14 protein-coding genes are annotated in these 15,164 nt (G+C 60.8%); 6 read left to right on the top strand and 8 right to left on the bottom strand.

The features are described 5' to 3' along the window. Nucleotides 1-81: 81 nt before the first annotated feature. Nucleotides 82-1,203: a 4-phosphoerythronate dehydrogenase gene (locus tag ACB039_RS07085; RefSeq protein WP_371165381.1), complete on the bottom strand. Its 1,122-nt coding sequence runs from the start codon at nucleotides 1,201-1,203 to the stop codon at nucleotides 82-84. Nucleotides 1,204-1,496: 293 nt separating this feature from the next. On the opposite strand from ACB039_RS07085, the gene ACB039_RS07080 reads away from it, so the two are divergent. Then, complete coding sequence (locus tag ACB039_RS07080) at nucleotides 1,497-2,219, top strand: phosphatase PAP2 family protein (RefSeq protein ID WP_371165380.1); 723 nt, start codon at nucleotides 1,497-1,499, stop codon at nucleotides 2,217-2,219. Nucleotides 2,220-2,293: 74 nt separating this feature from the next. Here the strand turns inward: ACB039_RS07080 and ACB039_RS07075 are convergent, their stop codons facing one another. Next, nucleotides 2,294-3,115 (bottom strand): MetQ/NlpA family ABC transporter substrate-binding protein, encoded by an 822-nt coding sequence (locus tag ACB039_RS07075; protein WP_182310105.1) that lies wholly within the window; start codon nucleotides 3,113-3,115, stop codon nucleotides 2,294-2,296. A 342-nt stretch (nucleotides 3,116-3,457) separates the two neighbouring features. Between ACB039_RS07075 and ACB039_RS07070 the strand changes: the two genes are divergently transcribed. The 3 genes from ACB039_RS07070 to ACB039_RS07060 all read left to right on the top strand — a co-directional run bounded on the left by ACB039_RS07070 (nucleotide 3,458) and on the right by ACB039_RS07060 (nucleotide 4,674). Continuing rightward, on the top strand, nucleotides 3,458-3,844 hold the full coding sequence (locus ACB039_RS07070; RefSeq protein WP_043129389.1) for a VOC family protein: 387 nt from the start codon (nucleotides 3,458-3,460) through the stop codon (nucleotides 3,842-3,844). Nucleotides 3,845-3,928: 84 nt separating this feature from the next. Continuing rightward, a complete protein-coding gene (locus tag ACB039_RS07065) occupies nucleotides 3,929-4,468 on the top strand; it encodes an isochorismatase family protein (protein WP_371165379.1) in 540 nt (179 codons plus the stop codon). Between the two features lie 5 nt (nucleotides 4,469-4,473). Beyond that, nucleotides 4,474-4,674 (top strand): hypothetical protein, encoded by a 201-nt coding sequence (locus ACB039_RS07060; protein WP_232534670.1) that lies wholly within the window; start codon nucleotides 4,474-4,476, stop codon nucleotides 4,672-4,674. On the opposite strand, the gene modF is transcribed toward ACB039_RS07060, so the two are convergent. Further along, nucleotides 4,666-6,132 carry a molybdate ABC transporter ATP-binding protein ModF gene (gene modF, locus ACB039_RS07055; RefSeq protein ID WP_371165378.1) on the bottom strand — a complete coding sequence of 489 codons (1,467 nt, stop codon included), beginning with the start codon at nucleotides 6,130-6,132 and terminating at the stop codon, nucleotides 4,666-4,668. The two genes, ACB039_RS07060 and modF, sit on opposite strands and share 9 nt — an antisense overlap. Before the next feature lie 118 nt (nucleotides 6,133-6,250). Then, on the bottom strand, nucleotides 6,251-8,623 hold the full coding sequence (ppsA, locus tag ACB039_RS07050; RefSeq protein ID WP_371165377.1) for a phosphoenolpyruvate synthase: 2,373 nt from the start codon (nucleotides 8,621-8,623) through the stop codon (nucleotides 6,251-6,253). A 308-nt stretch (nucleotides 8,624-8,931) separates the two neighbouring features. Here ppsA and ACB039_RS07045 point away from each other — a divergent pair, with 308 nt between their 5' ends. Further along, nucleotides 8,932-9,744, top strand: a complete 813-nt coding sequence (locus tag ACB039_RS07045; protein WP_139751838.1) for a pyruvate, water dikinase regulatory protein — start codon at nucleotides 8,932-8,934, stop codon at nucleotides 9,742-9,744. A 110-nt stretch (nucleotides 9,745-9,854) separates the two neighbouring features. Here the strand turns inward: ACB039_RS07045 and ACB039_RS07040 are convergent, their stop codons facing one another. Then, nucleotides 9,855-10,148, bottom strand: coding sequence for a hypothetical protein (locus ACB039_RS07040; RefSeq protein ID WP_317842399.1), 294 nt, complete (start codon nucleotides 10,146-10,148; stop codon nucleotides 9,855-9,857). A gap of 356 nt (nucleotides 10,149-10,504) precedes the next feature. On the opposite strand from ACB039_RS07040, the gene ACB039_RS07035 reads away from it, so the two are divergent. Further along, nucleotides 10,505-11,881, top strand: a complete 1,377-nt coding sequence (locus ACB039_RS07035; RefSeq protein WP_005332864.1) for an amino acid permease — start codon at nucleotides 10,505-10,507, stop codon at nucleotides 11,879-11,881. 228 nt (nucleotides 11,882-12,109) lie between these two features. On the opposite strand, the gene ACB039_RS07030 is transcribed toward ACB039_RS07035, so the two are convergent. The 3 genes from ACB039_RS07030 to ACB039_RS07020 form a co-directional block, all read right to left on the bottom strand. Beyond that, nucleotides 12,110-12,811, bottom strand: a complete 702-nt coding sequence (locus ACB039_RS07030) for an SIMPL domain-containing protein (protein ID WP_005332865.1) — start codon at nucleotides 12,809-12,811, stop codon at nucleotides 12,110-12,112. Between the two features lie 55 nt (nucleotides 12,812-12,866). Further along, nucleotides 12,867-13,424: a hypothetical protein gene (locus tag ACB039_RS07025; protein ID WP_371165376.1), complete on the bottom strand. Its 558-nt coding sequence runs from the start codon at nucleotides 13,422-13,424 to the stop codon at nucleotides 12,867-12,869. 89 nt (nucleotides 13,425-13,513) lie between these two features. Beyond that, on the bottom strand, nucleotides 13,514-15,164 hold a 1,651-nt coding region (locus tag ACB039_RS07020; RefSeq protein WP_371165375.1), incomplete at its 5' end, for a type I secretion C-terminal target domain-containing protein.

Raw genomic sequence — 15,164 nt, 5'->3', positions numbered from 1 at the left:
GTCTGATGGTCGGCCGGCAGGGTGCCGGGCCGAAACGGAGGGCCCCGATCCGATGATCGGAGCCCCCGCATGAATTCCGGTTTATTTTGGCGAGATGGCAAAACCCAGTCGGGCCAGCCTGTCGCAGGCAAAGGGGCCCTTCAGGTGCAAGGAGGAGAGCTCGCGCCGCTCCGGGTAGTCCTTGCGCTGCCCATCGAAGCTGCCGGGCAACCCGATCCGGTTGCGAAAGCGGGCATCGTCCCGGCGCACGTCATAAATCAGATGCACCAGCTGCTTGATCAACCCCTGATCGGCGGGCTGACCCGGCGTCAGCTCGCGCACCTCGGGGGCGGGCAGCAGGGATTGCAGATCCTGGCGCGCCGTGCGCCCCAGCTGCTGGCAGAGCGCCTGATAGAGCATCCAGGTGCCGCGAGCCTTGCCCTCCAGGCTGTAGCCGGCGATGTGCGGGGTCGCGAGTTCGGTATGGGGCACCAGGGCGGCGAGCGGCTCGGGCTCCCCTTCCCACACATCCATCACCAGCTTGAGCGGCGCCTGGCTCTGCTGGCGGGCGAGCAGGGCCTGGTTGTCCCACACCTCGCCTCGGGAGGCATTGATGAGGATCTGCCCGGCCGGACGGGCGGCTATCTCCCGCTGCCCCAGCAGGTGGAAGGTGACATCGTCCCCGGAGCGGGTCAGTGGCACATGGAAGCTGACGATGTCGGCCCCAAGCGCCGTCTGATAATCGACAAAACCTGCACCGCCCTCAGTGCACGCCCGCGGCGGATCGCAGCGCAGCACCCGCATGCCGAGCGCCTCTGCCTTGCCCGCCACGCACTCCCCTGTGTTGCCGGCGCCGATGACGGCGAGGCTCATCTGATCGAGGCTGAGCTCATGGCGCTCCGCCAGCACCAGCAGGGCCGAGAGCACATAGTCGCCCACCGAATACTTGTTGCAGCCGGGGGCACTGAAGAAGGGGATGCCCCGTTCGGCCAGGAGAGCGGTGTCGATGTGATCCGTGCCTATGGTGGCGGTGCCGACGAAGCCGAGCCGCGGGCAGCTGGCGAGCAGCCCGGCATCGACCCGGGTCACCGAGCGCACCAGCAGCACGTCGGCATCCTGCAGATCCGCCGCCCCTATCTGCCGCCCGGGCAGGGGCACGACTTCGCCAAATTCGGCAAACAGCTCGCAGGCATGGGGCATATTTTCATCAACGACGATCTTCATCCGCTCTCTTCTCATCCACAACCGGCCACAGGCGCGCCATTCTAGCCCAAACGCATCGAATTTTCAGAGGCTTGTTCTCGGGTTGTCATGGACAAAGAGTGCGCCGCTCTCTTGGAGCCACAGGAAGCCAGAGTATCGAAGCGGGCTCCCGGGCATCCATGGATGAGGCGCGGCACTCATATGTAACAACATGTTGCCCTCGCCTTCCCTGCCTTGACCAGGGGGGCCATGCTGGCACAATGACGCCTCTTTATCATCCGCCCCTGTCATGCGCACCTGTTATGAGCCCTCCCATGCCGACTCATGCCTCTTCGTTGCCACGCAGCCTGGTGCTTGGTTTCAACGCCATACTGCTGCTGCCGCTGCTGCTGCTCGTCTGCCTGCCCTGGCAGCCCTTCATGACGAGTGCCCTGCAATCGGACTGGCTCTGGTGGCCCTACGCCCTCACCCGCATGGTGGACCTGCCCGGCCTTGCCATCACCATCGCCGCCCTGCTGCTGCTGACCCGACACAAGCTGACGCTCGGCCACACCGCCCTGCTGGCCCTCGCGGGCGCCTTCTTTACTACGCTGGCGAGCGACTGGATCATCAAGAGCCTGATCAAGCAGCTGACCGAGGAGCCAAGGCCCTATCTGCTCTGGCTGGAGAGCCAGGAGCTTATCCCCGCCATCCGCCAGTTTTATTCTGGCAGCAGCGCGCTTCGCAGCGAACAGATCCATGCCGCGACCCAGTTGCTGGCGCTGCCCGCCTGGCTCGGCCACCACTGGCAGACGGAGGTGAACTACGCCTTCCCCTCCGGCCACAGCATCGCCGCCATGAGTCTGGCCCAGTTCTTCGGGCTGATCTGGCTGGCCCGGGCCCCCGCCGGGGTCTGGCTGCTGCCGCTCTGGGCCATCGGCATCGGCCTGTCGCGCACCCTGATCGGCATGCACTGGCCCCTGGACGTGCTGGCGAGCGCCCTGCTTGGCAGCCTCACCGCCCTCGTGGCCGCCCGCTGGTGGTTGCGCCATTACTGACCTCCCAAATAAAAAACGGGCACCCTGGTGCCCTTTTTTTATCGCAGGTGCTGCCCTCAGCCCTGGCTCTGCTCTCAGCTCTGGCTCTGCCAGCCCTGGGGGTATTTGTAGCCGACGAAGCGTTTGGCGGCATAGGCCTTGAACTCGGGGGAGTTGTAGGCCGCCGCCACATCCTTGGCGAACGGTTTGTCCGCATCGGCCCCTTTGACCACCACCCAGTTGATGAAGTCATAGCTGCGTTCCAGGAAAAGACCCGTGCTGAACGGGATCCCGCTCGAGGCGGCGAAGTTGCCGTTGATGACGGAGAAGTCCACGTCTTCACGGGAGCGGGGCAGTTGCGCCGCCTCCAGCAACACCAGCTTGATGTCGTGGGGGTTCTTCACCACATCGAATTCACTCGCCTTGAGGGGGTTGATCCCCTCTTTGAGGGTCAGCCAGCCCAGGTCCTGCAGCATCAGCAGGGCCCGCGCCTGGTTGGTGGGGTCGTTGGGAATGGCGACGGTGCTGCCCTCTTTCAGGGCCTTGAGATCCCCCAGCTTGCCGGCGTAGAGCCCCATTGGGCCGGTCGGTACCTGGGTAATGGGTGCCAGGGAGAGGCCCCTGTCTTTGGAGAAGCTCTCCAGATAGGGCTTGTGCTGGAAGCAGTTGACGTCCAGCGACCCGTCCGCCAGGGCGATGTTGGGGGTCACGTAGTCGGTGAACTCCACCAGTTTGACCTTGTAACCCTTGGCTTCCAGCTGCGGCTTGATGGAGTCGGTTACCATGTCGGCGAAGTCCCCGACCGTGGTGCCTATCACTATCTCTTTCTTCGCCTCATCGATGGCAAAGGCGGACAGCGGCAGGCTGCTGGCGAGCAGCGCGAGGGCGGAGAGGGTGAAGAAGGAACGACGCTGCATAGAAACTCCCTGTCGAAATGATCATCAAAATGGTGGGGCCGCGGGTGTCATCATGAAGGCCGACACCACAACCATCTAGCCATCCAAACGGCTATATAGAGACACCATAACAGAGCTTTTTCCCTTCGCCAAGCAACAAAACCGGGCAAGCTTGGCCAAAGAGAGGCAAAACCCATCCGGCCCCTGGATGAGAAATCTTTGACAGAGCACGCAGTTATGCTGCTTGCACTCTCCCCGCTTGACGCAAAACCGGCTTATTGTGGTCATTCGATACCCATCATCACGGGATCCGATCAGGGTGCCAAGAGCCTGCTCAGCCCACAGACAGAACAAGGAGTGACAGTGTTCGATCATGTTGAAATCAAGGTGGTGCGCGTCGACGACTGCCGACGCTTCTATGCAACCGTGCTGGCGCCCCTCTTGATAGCACTCAAATGGGCAGACAAAGACGCCGCAGGTTTCGGCCGCGTTGGTCACGACAAGGTGGGCTTCCTGATAGAGCGGGGCGAACAGGGTGCCCCCTGCCATCTCGCCTTCGCGGCAAGCAGCGCAGCGCAGGTGGATGAGTTTCATCAGGCTGGCGTCAGGGCCGGCTTTGTCTGCAACGGGCAGCCGGGGCTGCGCCCCCACTATGCCCCCAATTACTACGCCGCCTTCCTGCGCGATCCGGACGGCAACAACATAGAGGCCCTGGCCTACCTTGACCCCCCTGGTATGGCGAGCGCGTGAAGAGGCGCCGTGCAGCTTGTCAGCAGGAGCCCGGCGTCTTTGAGCTCGGGGCCGGGAAGCTCGCCACAAACAAAGGAGAAAATCATGCTTGAAAACCGCGACACCGGCCTGCTGGTGGTCGATATCCAGGGCAAGCTGGCCCGCCTGGTGGAGGGGAGCGAGTCGCTCATCGCCAACACGGCCCGGCTGGTGCAGGGAGCCAAGGCGCTGGACCTGCCGGTCATCTGGCTGGAGCAGAACCCGGACAAGCTCGGCGCCACAGTGCCCGAGTTGCAGCCGCTGCAGGCGGGCACCCTTGTGCTGGCCAAATACAGCTTCGGCGCCCTGGGGGAGCCCGCCGTGGCGACCACGCTGGCCGAGAGCGGGGTCGGCCACTGGCTGGTGTGCGGCATTGAGGCCCATATCTGCGTCTACCAGAGCGTGCTGGGGCTCTTGGCGAGCGGCGCCCGGGTCTCTCTGGTGGTGGATGCGGTGTCATCCCGCACTGCCGCCAACCGGGAGCTCGCCATCGGCCAGCTGGCGGCCCGGGGCGCATCCCTCACCTCGGTGGAGATGTGTCTCTACGAGCTGATGGGGGATTGCCGCCATCCGGCGTTTCGCCAGATCCTCTCCCTGGTGAAGTGACCGTCATGATGGACAATATGGCGCCCTTTATGTTTGGTCTGTACGCCCTCCAGATCGCACTTGCCGTGACCATACTCGGCATCGTGGTGACGCGCCGCTACCTGGGTTGGCTCTGTATGGGCGCAGTTCTCTTCTATGCGATCTGGTGGCTGCTGCTCGGCTATCCCCCACTCGTACCCCTGGATTGGTCAGACTACTCAAACTAGCTCCCTTCCCCCCAGCCGCTCCTGCAGATAGCGATAACCCCCCACGCCGTTTGACACGAAGCTCAGCCGGTGGGTGAGGCCGGGGGGCGCATCCTCGGGGTGATGGGAGACGAACAGCAACTGGGTACCTTCCCCTATGAGGCGCACCACCATCTCCCGCACCAGGTGGCGGTTCAAGGGATCCAGCCCCTGCAGGGGCTCGTCCAGGATGAGCAACGGCGGATGCTTGACCAGGGCCCGGGCGATGAGCACCAGGCGCTGCTGGCCGAAGGAGAGGGAGTGAAAGGGCTGCGCCCCCTGCTCCTTTAGCCCCAGCAGGAGCAGCCACTGGTCGGCGAGCGCCAGCTGGCGATCCCCCGGGTGGGTATAGAGGCCGATGGAGTCATAAAAGCCGGAGAGGACCACCGCCTGCACCGAGCAATTGACGCGATAGTCCAGATGCAGGGCCGGGCTCACCAGGCCGATGTGGCGCTTGATCTCCCAGATGCTCTCGCCACTGCCCCGGCGCACTCCGAACAGGCGCAGATCATTGCTGTACCCCTGCGGATGATCCCCTGTGATGAGGGCGAGCAGGGTCGACTTGCCGGCACCGTTGGGCCCCACCAGTTGCCAGTGCTCTCCCTCCTCTATGGTCCAGTCGAGCCCGTCGATGATGACCTGCTCCCCGTAGGCGACGCGCAAGGCGCGCATCTGTACCCGGGGGCCGGCGGGCAGGGGCGTGGGCACCACAAGCGGAGGGGGCAGCTGCGGGCTCTGCCCCTCGGCGCGCGCCAGCTGGGCCACCTCCCGGCTGCAGAGCACGGCATCGCGCTCCTCCGCCAGCAGCAGGCGGCGTTCGCCGAGCAGGCCGAGGTGAGTGGCGAAGGGCGGGATCTCGTCGAAACGGTTGACGATCACCACCAGGCGCTGCCCCTCGCTCACCAGGTGCGCCAGCAGCGACATCAGGGAGACCCTGGCCCCCTGATCCAGCCCATCAAAGGGCTCGTCCAGCACCAGCAGCTCGGGTCGCCCCAGCAGGGCGCGGGCCAGCAGCAACTTGCGCCCCTCCCCGCTCGAAAGATAGCGATAGGGGCGCTCCCACAGGGACTCGATGCCGAAGCGCGCCAGCAGCGATCGGGCTTGCACCTCCTCTCCCCCCGTCTCCAGCATCAGGGTCGACACCCGATAGCCCGCTTCCTCCTCTTCCCCCAGCATGTCGGTGTTGCGCCGCTGCCAGTCCAGCTCCCCCAACTGCTGCTGCGACTCGAAGGAGAGGCGCACGGCCCTCACCCGGCCAGTCACCTCCCCTGCACGGACGGCCAGCTCGCCGCACAGGGCGTAGGCCAGCGCCGTCTTGCCGCTGCCATTGCTGCCGACGAAGGCCCAGCAGTCCTGCGGGGTGAGACAAAGTTCTGGAATAACCAGAGTGTGATGGCCATGAAGGGCCAGGGCGGCGGATTGCCACTGCAATGAGGTCATGGGGTCGTCCTGTGATTCGTGCGGAGCACCTTGCTCCCTCTCCCTTGTACCAGAAAATTGCGCTATCAAAAAAACGGCGCCCTTGCGGCGCCGTGTCATTGAAAAGCGGGGGACGGGCTTAGCCAGCCTTGTGTTGTTCGGCCAGATAGAGCCAGGTGTCGACCACGGTATCCGGGTTGAGGGACACAGAGTCGATCCCCTGCTCGACCAGCCAGGCGGCGAAGTCCGGGTGATCGGACGGCCCCTGGCCGCAGATACCCACGTACTTGCCCGCCTTGCGGGCGGCGGTGATGGCCATGGCCAGCAGTGCCTTGACCGCCTCGTTGCGCTCATCGAACAGGTGGGCGATGAGGCCCGAATCCCGATCCAGCCCCAGGGTCAACTGGGTCATGTCGTTAGAACCGATGGAGAAGCCGTCGAAGTGCTCGAGGAACTTGTCCGCCAGCAGGGCATTGGAGGGCAGTTCGCACATCATGATGACTTTCAGGCCCCGCTCGCCGCGGCGCAGGCCGTTCTCGGCCAGGATCTCCACCACCTGCTCAGCCTCACCGACGGTGCGTACGAAGGGGATCATCACCTCGACGTTGGTCAGGCCCATGACGTCGCGCACCCGTTTCATCGCCTCGCATTCGAGGGCGAAGCAGGGACGGAAGCTGTCGGCGATGTAGCGGGAAGCGCCACGGAAGCCGATCATGGGGTTCTCTTCGTGGGGCTCGTAGCCGCGCCCCCCCACCAGGTTGGCGTATTCGTTGGACTTGAAGTCCGACATCCGCACGATGACCCGCTCCGGCCAGAAGGCGGCGGCCAGGGTGGCAATGCCTTCACTCAGCTTGGCCACATAGTATTCACGGGGGCTGTCGTAACCCGCGATCATCTTGGTGATGGTGGCCTTGAGCTCGGGGGTCTGTTGGTCGAATTCCAGCAGGGCCTTGGGGTGCACACCTATCATACGGTTGATGATGAACTCGAGCCGCGCCAGCCCCACACCGGCATTGGGCAACTGGGCAAAATCAAATGCCCTGTCCGGATTGCCGACGTTCATCATGATCTTGATGGGCAAGGGCGGCATATTGCCCACTTCGGTCACCGCTACGTCGAAGTCGAGCTCGCCGTCGTAGATGAAGCCGGTGTCCCCTTCCGCGCAAGAAACCGTGATGAGCTGACCTGCCTCGATGCGGTCGGTGGCATCGCCACAGCCGACCACGGCCGGGATGCCCAGCTCACGGGCGATGATGGCGGCGTGACAGGTACGCCCACCCCGATTGGTGACGATGGCGGAGGCCCGTTTCATGATGGGCTCCCAGTCCGGGTCGGTCATGTCGGTGACCAAGACATCGCCGGGCTGTACCTCGTCCATCTGGCTGATGGAGCTGATGACCCGCGCCGGGCCCGACCCAATCTTGTGGCCGATGGCGCGCCCCTCGATCAACACCTTGCCAGATTGCTTCAGGGCAAAGCGTTCGAGCGTGTTCGCCTCCTGGCGGCTGCGTACGGTCTCCGGGCGCGCCTGGACGATGTAGAGCTGACCGTCCTGACCATCCTTGGCCCACTCGATGTCCATCGGGCGGCCGTAGTGCTGTTCGATGATGAGGGCTTGCTTGGCCAGCGCCATCACCTCCTCGTCCGTGATGCAGAAGCGGTTGCGCTCGGCCTCCACGGTGTCGACGATCTTCACCTGACGGCCGTGACCGGCGTCCTCGGAATAGGTCATCTTGATGAGCTTGGAGCCCAGCGTCTTGCGCACCACCGCGGGGCGACCAGCCTTGAGGGTCGGCTTGTGCACATAGAACTCGTCCGGGTTGACGGCCCCCTGCACCACCATCTCCCCCAGGCCCTGAGCACCGGTGATGAAGACCACGTCGTTGAAGCCGGACTCGGTATCCAGGGTGAACATGACGCCGGAAGCGGCGAGATCAGAGCGCACCATGCGCTGCACCCCGGCGGAGAGCGCCACCCCTTTGTGATCGTACCCCTGATGCACCCGGTAGGAGATAGCGCGATCGTTGAACAGGGAGGCAAACACATGCTTGATGGCGGTCATGACGGCATCAATGCCGCGCACGTTGAGGAAGGTCTCCTGCTGACCGGCGAAGGAGGCATCCGGCATGTCCTCGGCGGTGGCGGAGGAGCGGACCGCAAAGGAGGCTTCAAGCCCGGCGCTCAGCTTATCGTAGGCAGCACGCACGGCCTGCTCCAGCGCGGGCTGGAAGGGGGCATCCACCACCCAGTCACGGATCTGCTGGCCGGCCTTGTTGAGGGCGGCGATGTCGTCCACGTCCAGGCTGTCGAGCAGGTCGTGGATCTTGCCGTTGAGGCCGCTTAACTCCAGAAACTCGTTAAACGCAAAGGCGGTGGTCGCAAAACCGCCCGGTACGGACACGCCGGCACCGGAGAGGTTGCTGATCATCTCGCCAAGGGATGCATTCTTGCCGCCGACGCGCTCTACGTCCTGCATACCGAGCTGTTCGTACCAAAGTACGTACTGTTGCATTTGCATGTCTCCAGGTTGGTGGGCCAGGGTGTCAACGCACCTGCTGTGCCAAGTCGTGTGTTTTTGTTAGTGTCTGTTGCCAACGACCATGAAAACGTTTTCTACTTATTGTCAAAAAAATCCCCGAGCAAGAGTTGAGGATGGCCGTTTGACACAGGCATTCTACAATACCGACACAAAAAGGTAACGACTCAGGTTTGCAAGCGAGTTCACAACTTGGGAATGGCAGACCTGTTGACAAAAGAGATATGGTTTCGAGAGATACTTAATGCTCTCAACCCCCCAGGAGCACACCACAGGAGTCCGCTGTGCACACCGTATTCTATGTATCCGATGGCACCGCCATCACCGCCGAGGTGTTCGGCCATGCAGTGTTGAGCCAGTTTCCGCTGGTCTTCGAACAGGTCACTATTCCCTTCGTGGAGACCCTGGAAAAGGCGCGCCAGGTGCGGGCTCGCATCGATGAGCAGTTTCGCCAGACCGGGGTGCGCCCCATTCTGTTTCACACCATAGTCGACCCCCTGGTACGGGAAGAGGTACTCAAGGCCCAGACCAGCAGTCACGATTTTCTCAATACCTTCGTGAGCCCCCTCGAGCAGGAGCTCGGTATCAAGGCCGAGCCCAGGCTGCACCGCACCCATGGTATGGAGAACCGCAAGCTCTACGACGATCGCATCGAGGCGGTGAACTTTGCCTTGAGCAACGATGATGGCATCACCACCAAGGAGTATGACGAGGCGGACATCATCCTCATTGGGGTCTCCCGCTGCGGCAAGACGCCGACCAGCCTCTATCTGGCGCTGCAGTTTGGCATTCGCGCCGCCAACTACCCTTTCATCGAGCAGGACATGGGTTCGCTGGTACTGCCAACCCCCCTCAAGGCCAACCGCCACAAACTGTTCGGCCTCACCATCGCTCCCCAGCGACTGCACGAGATCCGCAATCAGCGCCGCGCCAACAGTCGCTACTCCTCTCTTGAGCAGTGCGAACAGGAGCTGGCGAGCGTGGAGCGGCTGTTTCGCCAGGAGGCGATCCGCTTCCTCGACACCAGCTCCCACTCGGTGGAAGAGATCAGCGCCAAGATCCTGGAAGCAACCGGCCTTCGTCGCCAGCTCTGCTAGATAACATAAAAAAGGCAGGATAAACGCGCGTATCGACAGCCCAGTGGCAAGATAACGAAACAGAAAGACAGGGAGAAATGACGCCAGCGGGTCCGTCGGCGTCATGAGGCTCAGGGGCGAGGGCGGGAAGCTGGCTTGTTGAGCTCCCGATTGTTCATCAACATGCCATGAAAGCGCAGCAAACCATGGCGTTTGCGTACCCGTTCGCTCAACCAGCAGGCGGGAAGCAGGCCCAGCACGGCGGCGAGCGTCAGCACCATGGCGATGCTGTTCACCAGATAATCCGCCCCCTGCCATCCCCAGACCATGAGACAGGCCGCCGCCATGGTCAGCAACATGGGGGATAGCCAGACTCCCAGCCAGAGCGCTGCGAGCAGCAAGCCACCGACAATACCTTCGATCATATGAGTCCTTCCTTGAAAAACGGCTACTAGTGCATCAAATCCCCAGCAGGTCAATAACCCCAAGACCAACCGACTACAAAACCAGCAATCACTTCCAAAACCCCTTTCCAGATCATGAAAAACCTGAACATTGCCCACAAAGCAAACCAATGATGAGGAAAACAGGTGCACAAACGGTCGATTATCACTATTCTGCTCGGGTTGGTAGCCGCTACAAAAAACAGTGCGCGGCAAACCGTAACGATATTAATACGGATTTCGTCACGTTTTCGGCACAAGATGCCGCGCCTGGCACAGGAGGTGCCATGGCAGACGGGGCGCGAGACGAGTGAATTCAGCGACGTAAGGAAGGAAGAATGGATCTTCAACAAGACGGCGAAGAGCTGAAGCGCGGCCTGAAAAACCGCCACATCCAGCTCATCGCACTGGGCGGTGCCATCGGTACCGGCCTGTTCCTCGGCATTGCCGACACCATCAAGATGGCAGGCCCCTCGGTGCTGCTTGGCTATGCCATCGGCGGCTTCATCGCCTTCCTCATCATGCGCCAGCTCGGCGAGATGGTGGTGGAAGAGCCGGTGGCCGGTTCATTTAGCCACTTCGCCTACAAGTATTGGGGTGACTTCGCTGGCTTCGCCTCCGGCTGGAACTACTGGGTGCTCTATGTGCTGGTGAGCATGGCGGAGCTGACGGCGGTCGGCATCTACGTGCAGTATTGGTGGCCCGAGATCCCGACCTGGATGTCGGCGGCCTTCTTCTTCGTGCTGATCAACGCCATCAACCTCTCCAACGTCAAGGCGTTCGGCGAGATGGAGTTCTGGTTTGCCATCATCAAGGTCGTGGCTATCCTCGGCATGATAGGCTTCGGCGGTTACCTGCTGTTCTCCGGCACCGGCGGTCCCGAGGCCACGGTCAGCAACCTGTGGGCTCAGGGAGGCTTCTTCCCCAACGGCGTGGGCGGCCTGGTAATGGCCATGGCCTTCATCATGTTCTCCTTCGGCGGTCTGGAGCTGGTCGGCATCACGGCGGCGGAAGCGGATAATCCCGAGAAGAGCATTCCCAAGGCCACCAATCAGGTGATCTACCGCATCCTGATCTTCTACATTGGCGCCCTGACCGTGCTGCTCTCCCTCTACCCCTGGGGCAAGGTGGTCGAAGGCGGCAGTCCGTTCGTGATGATTTTCCATGCCCTGGACAGCAACCTGGTGGCCAACGTGCTGAACCTGGTGGTGCTGACTGCCGCGCTCTCCGTCTACAACAGCTGTGTCTACTGCAACAGCCGCATGCTGTTTGGCCTGGCCAAGCAGGGCAACGGCCCCAAGGCACTGCTCAAGACCAACAAGAGCGGTGTTCCCCTGACCGCCATCACCATCTCGGCAGCAGCCACCTTGCTGTGCGTGCTGATCAACTACCTGATCCCGGGCAAGGCTTTCGGCCTATTGATGTCGCTGGTGGTCTCCGCCCTGGTCATCAACTGGGCCATGATCAGCCTCGCCCACCTCAAGTTCCGCAAGGTCAAGGCTGCCGAAGGGGTGACTACCAAGTTCAAGGCACTGTGGAGTCCGTTTGGCAACTATCTCTGCCTCGCCTTCATGGCCGCCATTCTGGTGATCATGTACATGAACGATGGCACCCGCATCTCGGTCGAGCTGATCCCGGCCTGGGTACTGGTGCTGGGCCTGGGCTATCTGTTCAAGCAGAAGCGCCAAGAACGGATAGCCACCAATCTGGGCTAAGTCTCTCCGCTTCTCTTACGAAAATGCCGGTCACTGACCGGCATTTTTTTATGTGCTCCATCCCCCCGGCAACAGCGAAGCGGTCCATCACTCCCCTGCCTCTGGCATGCACAGCTGAGGGACGCCACCGGGCATTGCCATTTAACTTCCATGAGCAGGGACTCCATAACGACAAACCCGAGACAGGAGCCTCGGGTTTGGGGAGATCAGGATTAGTTTTGCAGTCCATCATTCCAGCAGGAAGACGGCTTCCACGTTATCTGTGATGCTGATCTGCTGCTGTTGGTAGCTATTCTCCGCCATGTCGGCGGCGGGTGCAGCGGCAGCCTTCATGGCACGGCTATATATCGGCATGGGAGAGCTGTTGCGGTACTCCACGCTGTACACCTTGCCAAGTTTCATGCCAAAGGCCTTGGCCAGAGATTCTGCCTTGCTGGTAGCGTCTGCCACCGCACCAAGACGCGCCTGCTCCTTGATGACCTGAGGCGACTTGAGGCCGTACTCAATCTGGGAGACAGATTCCAGGCCTGCCTTGAGGGCGGTGTCCATCAACTGGCTCAGCTTGTCGAGCTGGTAGAGTTTGACGGCCAACTGGCGCTGGGCTCGGTAACCCACCATCTCGGGCTGCTTGTTCTGCGGGTACTGGTATTCGGGGGAGATCACCAGATTGCCGGCCTCCACATCGCTGCGCTTGATGCCGAGGTTCTCCAGTTGACCAAAGAATGCGGCCACCTTGGTATCGACCTGCTGCTTGGCCTTGATGCCCTGTTTTTCCAGCGCGGTGACGGCAACATTGAGCGTCAGCATATCGGGCTCGGCCTTCTGCTCCGCATAGCCACTGACTACCAGATGAGGGGCTTCGGGGACCTCGATGGCAAGCAGCGGAGCACTGATAACGAGCGCAGACAGGGTAAGAAGGGGACGCCACATAGAAAAAACCTCCGTCGATTAGATGGAGGCCATTATGCCCGTCGTCGATTGGGATTCATATATCGTGCAATGGGGGAATCTGATCCAGCACCTGATTGGTCATGTCAATGTTGATGCTGATCTCGCCTGCCAGCGGGCTACCATGGCTCGCAAGCACGGGGCCTGGCCCCTGGGCACCCAGCAGCGAGTCTTCTTCGAAATGAAAGGAGTCCCACGACAGAACATGACCTTGGGATGGCAATACCGGGTCTGATGCCGTGACAACCGCCAGCGAGCTCCAGTCAAAGTCATCCCCATGACCAAGCAGATCCTGCAAGGAACTGTCGCTCAGACTCTGCAGTGAATACTCCTGTTGCCCCAGCTCGTGGCCAACCAGCACCACCATGTGGGGCAAGGGTGCGTCCTCTGCTGGCGTGAAGCTGATGCTCGATGCAGCGAAATCCACATTGAGCGCTCCCGCGACCTCACCATCCTCGCTCTCCAGATCCAGGGCGTTTATCTTGTTCCCCGTCATCGTGGCCTGATAGCCAAACCGGCCCGAACAGACGATGTTGTCCTGTCCGTCCCAGCTGTAGCGAATACCATCGATGTCGACCCAGTTGAATGGTTCCATATTTCCCTCACATCTTCGATCCTGCCTATCTTAACGCCCTTCATTCACAAGCAACAGAGGGCAGGCAAGCCTGCCCTCCATCTGCGTCATCAGGGGTGCGGATCTATCTTGAGGTTACCATCGTTAAGCAATTGCTCAATAATGGCCTGGTTTGTGGTGATGGTGCCACCATGGGTCAGATCCGGCCCCCCCTGGAACATAACCGTCAATTGCCCACCACCTGCAGTGCTGCCATTGGTATCGATAGTCAACTTGTTATTGACCGTATCAAACGTCAGATAGCTGTTGAGGGTACTGGCTAACTCACTATTGCTGGCACTGCCCGGCACATTGTCCAGTAATTGCGACAGATCCAGCACATCACCATTACTGCCCGAACCCAAGGTGAAGTCGGTTATCTTGTCCACACTGCCATCGGCCTCCCCTGCTAGCCACTTGAAGGTATCCTTGCCATCTCCTCCTGTCAGGATATCGTTGCCCAACCCGCCAATCAGTAAATTATCTGCTGTGTTGCCGATCAGAGTATCACTGCCAGATCCACCAATCGCACCTTCGATGGAGCTATAGGTATCTCCTTCTGCATCGCCCCCAGAACCGGTACCAGTGAGCAGATTGATGGTATGCGCAGCGCCGTCGTCGCTGTAATCCACCAAGTCATGTCCCCCACCGCCGGAGATCACATCATCTTGTGAGCTGCCCGCGAGAACATCATCACCGCCAGTGCCTGTCAGGGTATAACTCCCATCCCCCGATACGACGCCAATGTGGAGAGTCGAAGTGGCCGTTGTATCACCGTCTCCATCCGTTCCTTGAATGCCAAAAGACAGATCCTGATCAGCAGGCAAAATCCGTGTCGAGACAATTGCTTCCGTAAAACGCACACCTTGTCCTGATCCACTGATACCTGTAATAGTTACTACGTTGAAGCTGATCGAAGGATCAATCACCGTACTCGTACCACTCACCACCATGGTGCCCGTTTGGGTATAGAGAGGGTCGGACGGATCCAGTAGGGTGTTTACAGCAGTCCACTGTATGGTCAAAGAACCATTGATACTGTTATTGGTCAGCGTCAATTTATCGATCAACTTGGGATCGGATGTAGAAGGGTTGTCACCAGCCGCCCCCACATTATGAAACTCCATGGTGACACTCTCACCATTGCCCAGGAACTGGTTGTCGACACCAAAACCCTGGGTAGAAGAGTTCACACCATTACTGGTACCCGTAAACTCTATCCGCCCATCCGCCGTTTGTACCCATGGCTGCGGCCCTCCTGCCGTGAGATTCAACAACGAGAACGTCTCGTCACGGGCGACCTCCGAGTTGATCAGATTGAACTGATAATGCCCGTCAGCAAACACGGTCAAGGAGAACAAGCCACTCCCACTGGCGCTTGCCAACAAGGTGGTACTCAGCAAACTGCCATCCAGATTGTATGCACTGGATGAGCTATAACTCACACCAGTTATGGCTGGCCCAGTGATGTTGAAGGCAGACAGGCCATCAGCTCCCGGCTCTACATCAAAGAACCCCTTGAGGGATGTCAGTGGTTCATTTGCCATGAAACCTGACATAAAGCTGCCCAGCGTCGGCACGTCGTCCACGATGCGCACAATTAACTGGTCGCTGGCACTGGTGCCGCCCACCCCGTTCACCCCGATGGTGATGCTGTCGTCAAACCCGGTGCCCGTTGCACCCGCCTTGCTGTCGTTGTCGATGGTCCCGCTCAGGGTGTAG

It is taken from the genome of Aeromonas sp. S2(2024), from assembly GCF_041402505.1.
GTDB classification, from domain to species: domain Bacteria; phylum Pseudomonadota; class Gammaproteobacteria; order Enterobacterales; family Aeromonadaceae; genus Aeromonas; species Aeromonas media.
The sequence above is the reverse complement of the archived record's forward strand: the minus strand, read 5'-3'. Positions and strand labels throughout refer to the sequence as shown.

Coding starts and splice junctions, on each gene's coding strand:
- ACB039_RS07035 (WP_005332864.1), top strand. CDS start 10,505: ATGGATCTTCAACAAGACGGCGAAGAGCTGAAGCGCGGCCTGAAAAAC.
- ACB039_RS07060 (WP_232534670.1), top strand. CDS start 4,474: ATGATGGACAATATGGCGCCCTTTATGTTTGGTCTGTACGCCCTCCAG.
- ppsA (WP_371165377.1), bottom strand. CDS start 8,623: ATGCAACAGTACGTACTTTGGTACGAACAGCTCGGTATGCAGGACGTA.
- ACB039_RS07030 (WP_005332865.1), bottom strand. CDS start 12,811: ATGTGGCGTCCCCTTCTTACCCTGTCTGCGCTCGTTATCAGTGCTCCG.
- ACB039_RS07025 (WP_371165376.1), bottom strand. CDS start 13,424: ATGGAACCATTCAACTGGGTCGACATCGATGGTATTCGCTACAGCTGG.
- ACB039_RS07085 (WP_371165381.1), bottom strand. CDS start 1,203: ATGAAGATCGTCGTTGATGAAAATATGCCCCATGCCTGCGAGCTGTTT.
- ACB039_RS07040 (WP_317842399.1), bottom strand. CDS start 10,148: ATGATCGAAGGTATTGTCGGTGGCTTGCTGCTCGCAGCGCTCTGGCTG.
- modF (WP_371165378.1), bottom strand. CDS start 6,132: ATGACCTCATTGCAGTGGCAATCCGCCGCCCTGGCCCTTCATGGCCAT.
- ACB039_RS07075 (WP_182310105.1), bottom strand. CDS start 3,115: ATGCAGCGTCGTTCCTTCTTCACCCTCTCCGCCCTCGCGCTGCTCGCC.
- ACB039_RS07080 (WP_371165380.1), top strand. CDS start 1,497: ATGCCGACTCATGCCTCTTCGTTGCCACGCAGCCTGGTGCTTGGTTTC.
- ACB039_RS07065 (WP_371165379.1), top strand. CDS start 3,929: ATGCTTGAAAACCGCGACACCGGCCTGCTGGTGGTCGATATCCAGGGC.